This window comes from Anabaena sp. CA = ATCC 33047 (genome assembly GCF_963870205.1).
Lineage (GTDB): Bacteria > Cyanobacteriota > Cyanobacteriia > Cyanobacteriales > Nostocaceae > Trichormus.
Map to the genome: position 1 here is coordinate 1781 of NZ_CAWMSA010000058.1, position 7705 is coordinate 9485.

Consider the following 7705-nt stretch of genomic DNA (forward strand, 5'->3'; position numbering starts at 1 on the left):
CCCTCTCTGCTATCCTGAGTTTGGCAGAACGCGATCGCGGGTTATTGGCAATTTCAGCTTCAACAGCAGTAATTGGCTTTTTTGTCAAGACTTTTAATAGGGGTGAATTACGTAAACCATGTTTTACTAAACGGTCTTCTAGACTATGAAAGCTGATAATGGCAATTTTGCCACCTGTGACTAGGGCGTTAGGTGCTGTAGTTAAAAAAGTTTCCAGGGATTTTAACTCATCGTTAACGACAATACGCAAGGCTTGAAACACACGGGTAGCCGGATGAATTCTACCATAACGGTATTGACGCGGCACACTAAAAGCGATCGCCTCAGCTAATTCTGTAGTGGTATGGAATGGTCTTTTTTCGACAATTCGTCTAGCAATGCGCCGTGATAGCCGTTCTTCTCCGTATTTAAAGAAAATATCTGCTAAATCCGTCTCATCCCACTCATTAATCACATCAGCCGCCGTCACAGCTTGCCTTTGATCCATTCGCATATCTAAACTACCAGTATGGCGAAAGCTAAAACCTCGCTCTGGAGTATCTAAGTGGTAAGAACTCACACCCAAATCTGCTAAAATCCCATCAAACCTAGCTGTGGGATAACTATATGCCGCAAAATTGCTGCGGATAAACGTAACTCTTTCGCCAAACTCCGCTAATTCCTTTTGTGCGGCGGCTAAAGCATCTTCATCTTGATCAAGTGCCGTTAACCGCACATCCGGCGCAGCCTCTAAAATTAGACGACTATGCCCGCCACCCCCTACCGTTGCATCTAGATAATGTCCCCCAGAATGTACCCCCAAACCTGTAATTACTTCCTGCGGTAACACTGGTAAATGGGAAAAAGTGGGTTCTTCGGTAGCGGGTAAGTTGGCAGAATGAGAATTCATGAGATTTTAGCGTAAAAAAATACATTTATATTATTTAAAACCCAAAAAGTCGCCCAATATAACTTGATAATTATTCTATGTTTAACCGTTAATTTGCTATTGAGTTTAGTTTTGATTGTCAGTGTGATAACTAATTAAAATCATATCGTGTGAGTCATGAGTAATTACCGGAAAATGCGAGCGATCGCCTGAATAATAACCTCTCATCATTGAGCTACTGAATACAGAACATCAAAAATACTCTATTCGCCAGTAGCTAAGAAAATCAAAATTGAAATGAAAAATATACAGGCGTATTTTTTCTGGTAAATTCAAATTTGAACGCAAAAAATAACTTATCTTAATATCTAGACTCAAACATCAAAACTTACCTCCCCTGTCTCAGCACTGCCGATTTTCCTCTCCCGACTCAGGCGAGATGAAAAAATCCCGTGCCTTAATTTATTGGATATCGAGCTTTCATATAATAGTTGAAGAAGTGAAACAAAATGCAACATCGAGAAACAGTCCTCTGCTGCCCCCATCCCTCCAACATACTCCTGTATGGGCAATAAATGCCGGGCTTGTCCCAAAATTATTGTCTCTACAAAAGTGATACTGGCAGACATGAAACTCGTGTCTGGATGGCATCTAAGCGGTTCAACTGAAAATTTTCTGAATGGGAGAACACGGAACTTATGGCAAGAATAGAAACCCGCACTGAACCTATGGTGCTGAACATGGGGCCACACCATCCCTCCATGCACGGGGTTCTGCGGTTAATTGTCACTTTAGATGGTGAAGATGTGGTTGACTGTGAACCGGTGATTGGCTACCTGCACCGAGGAATGGAAAAAATCGCCGAAAACCGCACCACCGTTATGTATGTCCCCTACGTTAGCCGATGGGACTACGCAGCAGGTATGTTTAATGAAGCTGTCACCGTCAACGCACCGGAAAAACTAGCAGGTATCACTGTACCAAAACGTGCCAGCTACATCCGCGTCATCATGCTAGAATTAAACCGCATCGCCAACCACCTGCTATGGTTTGGCCCCTTCCTAGCCGACGTAGGCGCGCAAACTCCCTTTTTCTACCAGTTCCGGGAACGGGAGATGATCTATGATTTATGGGAAGCAGCCACAGGCTACCGGATGGTAAATAACAACTACTTCCGTGTGGGTGGCGTTGCGGCTGATTTACCCTACGGTTGGGTAGATAAGTGTATGGAATTCTGTGACTACTTCCTACCCGTAGTTGATGAATACGAAAAGTTAGTTACCAATAACCCCATCTTCCGCCGTCGTGTTGAAGGTATAGGGACTATCACCCGCGAAGAAGCAATTAACTGGGGACTTTCCGGCCCGATGTTACGCGCTTCTGGTGTGAAGTGGGATTTACGGAAAGTAGACCACTACGAATGCTACGACGATTTTGACTGGGATGTACAGTGGGAAACTGCGGGAGATTGTTTAGCGCGTTACATGGTGCGGATGCGGGAAATGCGCGAATCTGTGAAGATTCTCAAGCAAGCCCTCAAAGGACTCCCCGGAGGCCCCTACGAAAACCTAGAAGCCAAGCGTTTAGCTGCTGGGAAAAAATCCGAGTGGGATGCCTTTGATTATCAATACATTGCTAAAAAAGTTGCTCCCACCTTCAAAATGCCCAAAGGCGAAGCTTACGCCCGTGTAGAAAGTGGTAAAGGCGAACTAGGTATTTATTTAGTAGGCGATGATAACGTCTTCCCCTGGCGGTGGAAGATTCGCCCAGCAGATTTTAATAACCTCCAGATTCTACCTCATTTGCTGCGGGGTGTAAAAGTCGCAGATATTGTCGTGATTCTCGGTAGTATCGACGTAATCATGGGTTCTGTTGACCGATAGCTATCTTCAGGGTGGGCAATGCCCACCTACAAGATTGTTCAAAATTAAAAATATTAAATTTTAATGAATTATAATGAGATTTACCAACAAAAAGTTATATTAATTGAAGTTTAAGTTATTCAAAATAAGGGAACTTTTGTTTATTATTCTATTAGTGCAGAATTATATAAAACCTTTTGGGGTAGTATAGTTTTGCCATAAAATCTCATCAATTACTATATAGAACTAACAGGTCTGACTGAATTTATAATTTTAAAACTGTGTCAATTTATCCTCACGCAGAATTTGATCCAAGTTCAAATACAAGTGCTGAAGAGGGCTTGAAAAAGGTTCTTGATCGTCTTGTGCAAACAATGCAAAGGGACGCATTGATTAGACAAACGACGCATCAACTTCGTGACGCTCTTCAGGTTGATCGTGTAGTTTTATATTATTTTTATTGGCAGTGGCATGGACAGGTAACTTTTGAATCCTTAAGTTCTCAGGAATTTTCCATCTTAGGATCAACAGGGCCTGATGAATGTTTTAAGGACGAATATGCAGCTTTGTATTTGGCAGGGCGTGTGAGAGCGATCGCTGATGTGGAAGCCGAACCTATAGAAGCTTGTCATCGGGATTTTCTCCGCACTATGCAAGTTCGTGCTAACCTAGTTGTACCCATTGTCACACCCAAAGGATTATGGGGGTTATTAGTCGCACATCACTGTCAAAGTCCACATTTTTGGTCAAAACCAGACATTGAACTGATGCAAGCAGCAGCAAAAACTCTAGCCACATCAACATATATCCTTGACAGTTAAAGTTTGAGATGTAGCATCAGACAAGTGTAGTCTGTGGCATGACAAGCAGAATGATATATGTGGTACAATAGGTTGCGAACAAGCCGTAGTCTTTAGACAAGTAGCATGGGTTATAGGTAAACATTCCCAGCTTGGGAAACATACCACACCCCTAAATGAATATCTGGAGAGGTGGCAGAGTGGTTGAATGCACCGCACTCGAAATGCGGAAACAGGGTAACTTGTTCGGGGGTTCAAATCCCCCCCTCTCCGTTTAGTTAGCTTTGAAAAATTATAGATTCGCGCAAAGGCACACAGAAGAATCTAAAAGCCTGAGTGTGTAATGGCGGTTAGGTGAATGTTACGCGGTTAAAGTGAGGATGTTTTGTGTGCGATCGCTCGTAGATTGACCTTTTAAACTTAGAAGACTATGAAAACCGCCTAGCGCGTGGAGAAATTAAGTGGTAGATGTTCAACGAGGGGATGTATTTCTGTGTGATTTAAATCCAGTCGTGGGAACAGAACAAGCAGGAATTAGACCTGTTGTAATTGTACAAATGAGCAATTAGCATTGGCCTTGTCTACAATTCTGGGGTTACAGGGGAAAAACAATACATAAATTTGTCACAACTTATATTTCAATCCATACCCTCTTGTTCTAACATTCCCATGAATTTACGCTTACGCCCGTGGATGGCTATCAACAATTCTCGATAACGTGTCCAATCTGCTTGTCTTCCAGATGCTATATAGGCAGCGCGTGCTTGTTTTAACCATGCAATAGCTTCACCATAATATTCCGCTTTACCTGCATTCATAATTCTTTCGGCGCGACGACTGGCGTTAGCAATTACCCAGTCAGGATGATGATTAATGGCTGCTTCCATGACACGATGAATTAAAGGCGCGTGATGATGAGTCAGTTCGCTCACCGTTGCAATAGCATCATCAATTAATCCTTCATGTAAAAATATATCTACCTTTGCGGATTCCCTTCCCCAATCCTCACAGGTGTAAATTATTCTCAATAAATCTAGTTTAATGATTTCCCAGTCTTCTCCGGCTAATTCTGCAATCTTTTGATAATCTACAAACTGCGGCTTAACTTCAAAAGCGGCGGTGAGTGCTAATAAAGCAGCTTCACGATTACCCAATTCTAGGGCTAAATCACTTGTCCAAATTCCCAACTCGTACTGACAATTTCCCCATAACTCAAAACCAGCTGCGGCAATTTCTAAAGCTTGCGACAATGAACCTTGTTGTGCGAGAGTTTTAGCTAAAGCGAAAGCTTCTTCTTGGGAACTCATTTCTGTTTGGGCAGTGGCAACGGCTTCCTCTATCCTGCCTAAGCGTGCTAACATAGTGAGATATGCTTCCGTTTGTCCTTCTGCTTGCGCTACATACAGATATTCTGGGTAACGTTGTTGACGTTCTAAAATTTTCAGGCGAATAATTGCCAAATCATCTGCATATTCTGGTATTTCTTGCGCCCAAACCCCTTTTTCTGTGATATTTCCCTGGAGAACTAGCAGCAGTTGCGTGTCATTCCAACCTTGGCGTAAAGCTTCTAAAGCCATAGCAAAATCAGTATGCCATTCGTCTTGCCAGACTTCCAAATTTACTTGCAAATCAACTTTTTCTTCTGGGGTGAGTTCGGCACAGAGAATTACCTCACTCCAAACAAGATTCAATTCCCAGGAAATTTCATCATTATCAGCACCGTATTCTAATACCTCGTCCCAATTTTCTGCACAGGTAGAGGTAATGGCTTCTAGAATGGCGATCGCATTATAACTTTCTCCCCGTTCATTAAACTCTAACGCCGCTTGCACCAAACTAAATAATTCTTCTGTTAAAGGATCTTCCTCATATCCCTCCTCAAAGTAATCTACAGCATCCCGGAGAATTTGCTGAACGTCTCGTCGAAATCCCGCAACATTTACAGTAATTTGCCTTTCTGATTGAGTGGATAGAGGTTTGGGCGCAGGGTTCGTCATCCAACTGACGTGTTGATCGATAATATCAATTAGTTGGGGTTGCTCTGCAACTAATTCCTGCACCAGTCTTTGAGTCTGGAGATGATCAAGACGATTTAATAGTTGTTCTAGGGTAGGGCGTTGTTCAATGATATCTGGTTGACGGGTAAAAACCAGTATCGTTGCTACAATATGTTTACACCAACCATCGAAACTATAGGCACAATCACAGTTGGCTGAAGCTATACCTTGATCATGAAAATTCAGGCAGACATGATAAGGCTGGCCTTGATTACCTTCAACCTCGGCCTGTATCTGCTGTCCACGCTGGGTAATTTTAGTAACAGCACCTGATGCAAAGTATGCCTCACCGCGCTGAAAAGACTTCGAGTTGGCATAACGGCGGACTGTGAATTCACTGATATTCGGAAAAGACATTAAGCGATCGTTGGGAAAAATCCTATAGGTGATTGTAATTCCAGATTAATTATTCAGCCATAAGGCTGCAAATACTTTTATGGTCATAATGGGAAGATGAGGGGGACAAATCAATTCACAATGGGGGTTGCACGGATGGCAGGTGGAGTTGAGAATAGATTATGCGAAGCACACGGGGAAACTAACGTGAGTCATGACTTTGATTATGATTTAGTGATTATAGGCGCAGGTGTAGGGGGACATGGCGCAGCCCTACACGCGGTAAGTTGCGGCCTGAAAACAGCGATTATTGAAGCAGCCGATATGGGGGGAACTTGTGTCAACCGAGGCTGTATTCCATCTAAGGCGTTGTTAGCCGCATCTGGACGTGTGCGGGAATTGCGCGATGCCCACCACCTGAAGTCTTTGGGAATTCAGATTGGCGGTGTAGAATTTGATCGTCAAGCGATCGCTGATCACGCCAATAATCTTGTCTCCAAAATTCAAGGAGATTTAACCAACAGCCTCAAACGCCTGGGAGTCGATATCATCAGGGGTTGGGGTAAAATCGCCGGCATCCAAAAAGTGACGGTGACAGGCGAAGGTGGTGAAAAAACCATTACCGCTAAGGATATTATTCTGTCTCCTGGTTCTGTACCTTTTGTACCCCCAGGGATTGAAGTAGATGGTACAACAGTTTTCACTAGCGACCAAGCTGTGAAGCTAGAAAAACTCCCCCAATGGATAGCCATTATTGGTAGTGGTTACATTGGTTTAGAGTTCTCTGATATTTACTCAGCTTTGGGCTGTGAAATCACATTGATTGAAGCCCTTGATTTACTCATGCCAGGGTTTGACCGCGACATTGCTAAAATCGCAGAACGGGTACTAATTACACCCCGCGATATTGAAACAAAAGTGGGAATCTACGCGAAAAAAGTAATTCCTGGTTCGCCTGTAGTGATTGAGTTGGCAGATTTCAAAACTAAGGAAGTAGTCGATGTCATCGAAGTTGATGCTTGCTTAGTAGCCACAGGACGCATTCCTGCTACTCAAAATCTCGGTTTAGAATCTGTGGGTGTAGAACTAGACCGCCGTAATTTTATCCCGGTTGACGATCGCATGGCAGTGCTATCAGCCGGGGAAGTTGTACCGCATTTATGGGCAATTGGCGATGCTAACGGCAAGATGATGTTAGCACACGCAGCTTCAGCACAGGGTATAGTTGCTGTAGAAAATATGCTCGGACGGGATAGAAAAGCCGATTATCGTAGCATTCCCGCCGCCGCCTTTACCCATCCTGAAGTTAGCTATGTCGGCTTAACAGAAACAGCCGCTAAGGAATTAGGACAAGCTGAAGGTTTTGAAATTGCCACCAGTAGAAGTTACTTCAAAGGTAATTCTAAAGCCTTGGCAGAAAACGAAGCCGACGGTATAGCTAAAGTTATCTACCGCAAAGACACCGGGGAAGTTTTAGGTGTACACATTTTTGGTTTACACGCCTCCGACTTAATCCACGAAGCGTCAGCAGCCATAGCTAACCGTCAAACTGTCCAAACTCTAGCCCATTTAGTCCACGCCCACCCAACACTGTCGGAAGTGTTGGATGAAGCATATAAACGTGCAGTTGTCTAGGTAGTAAGGGTGTCAGGGGAGATGAGGGAGTTATACCAATTCGCAATTCGCAATTCTCAATTCGCAATTAAGAAACTTAGATGAGGAAGATTTTTCCCCAAAAAATCTTTAATGCAAGAATTTTGCGAAAAGTTCTGTAGGCGGGTT

General features: G+C 43.4%; 6 protein-coding genes and 1 tRNA gene. 5 read left to right on the top strand and 2 right to left on the bottom strand.

The genetic code is table 11. The features are described 5' to 3' along the window. On the bottom strand, positions 1–889 hold an 889-nt coding region (gene rsmH, locus AACS98_RS19470), incomplete at its 3' end, for a 16S rRNA (cytosine(1402)-N(4))-methyltransferase RsmH (RefSeq protein ID WP_066382919.1). Between the two features lie 677 nt (positions 890–1566). On the opposite strand from rsmH, the gene AACS98_RS19475 reads away from it, so the two are divergent. The 4 genes from AACS98_RS19475 (at position 1567) to AACS98_RS19490 (ending at position 4099) form a co-directional block, all read left to right on the top strand. Beyond that, positions 1567–2751 (top strand): NAD(P)H-quinone oxidoreductase subunit H, encoded by a 1185-nt coding sequence (locus AACS98_RS19475; protein ID WP_066382922.1) that lies wholly within the window; start codon positions 1567–1569, stop codon positions 2749–2751. A 260-nt stretch (positions 2752–3011) separates the two neighbouring features. Continuing rightward, positions 3012–3551, top strand: a complete 540-nt coding sequence (locus AACS98_RS19480; RefSeq protein WP_066382923.1) for a GAF domain-containing protein — start codon at positions 3012–3014, stop codon at positions 3549–3551. A 165-nt stretch (positions 3552–3716) separates the two neighbouring features. Then, positions 3717–3803: transfer RNA gene (locus tag AACS98_RS19485), tRNA-Ser, on the top strand. 188 nt (positions 3804–3991) lie between these two features. Then, positions 3992–4099, top strand: a complete 108-nt coding sequence (locus tag AACS98_RS19490) for a type II toxin-antitoxin system PemK/MazF family toxin (protein ID WP_197480143.1) — start codon at positions 3992–3994, stop codon at positions 4097–4099. Positions 4100–4168: 69 nt separating this feature from the next. On the opposite strand, the gene AACS98_RS19495 is transcribed toward AACS98_RS19490, so the two are convergent. Further along, positions 4169–5944 (bottom strand): SWIM zinc finger domain-containing protein, encoded by a 1776-nt coding sequence (locus tag AACS98_RS19495; protein WP_066382924.1) that lies wholly within the window; start codon positions 5942–5944, stop codon positions 4169–4171. A 186-nt stretch (positions 5945–6130) separates the two neighbouring features. Here AACS98_RS19495 and lpdA point away from each other — a divergent pair, with 186 nt between their 5' ends. Beyond that, positions 6131–7558 (top strand): dihydrolipoyl dehydrogenase, encoded by a 1428-nt coding sequence (gene lpdA / locus AACS98_RS19500; RefSeq protein WP_066382961.1) that lies wholly within the window; start codon positions 6131–6133, stop codon positions 7556–7558. The last annotated feature ends 147 nt before the right edge of the window (positions 7559–7705 follow it).